The organism is Gilvimarinus sp. 1_MG-2023 (assembly GCF_030548285.1).
Genome location: NZ_JAUOSC010000416.1, coordinates 1 through 354 on the forward strand (window position 1 = coordinate 1; position 354 = coordinate 354).

Below are 354 nucleotides of genomic sequence, written 5' to 3' on the forward strand. Positions count from 1 at the left end.
GTGCTGATGGATGGCTTATCGTCGGTTTATTGTTTTTACGATCCGGCACTCACACGGGAGTCACCAGGAACCTTTATGATTTTGCAGCTCACGCGCCTGACAGCGGCCTTGCAGCAACCTCACCATTATCTTGGTTATTGGGTGCCCGGCTGCTCCAAAATGGAATACAAAACGGACTTTCAACCATTGGAACAGTTTGTTAATGGCAATTGGTGCAGTTATTCGCCCGGATAACTTTGATTATTGGCAGGAATTAGGGCAGAATGCGCCCGCTCTGTATATTCTCTAAACAGGTGATGAATGGCGAAAGACGATCATATAGAAATGGAAGGTGAGGTGATAGACACTCTGCCT

The 354-nt window shown here is 46.9% G+C and carries 1 pseudogene; it reads left to right on the forward strand.

The features are described 5' to 3' along the window. Positions 1–234, forward strand: a pseudogene (locus Q4563_RS17425) (arginyl-tRNA--protein transferase); the annotation flags it as partial. Positions 235–354 lie beyond the last annotated feature (120 nt).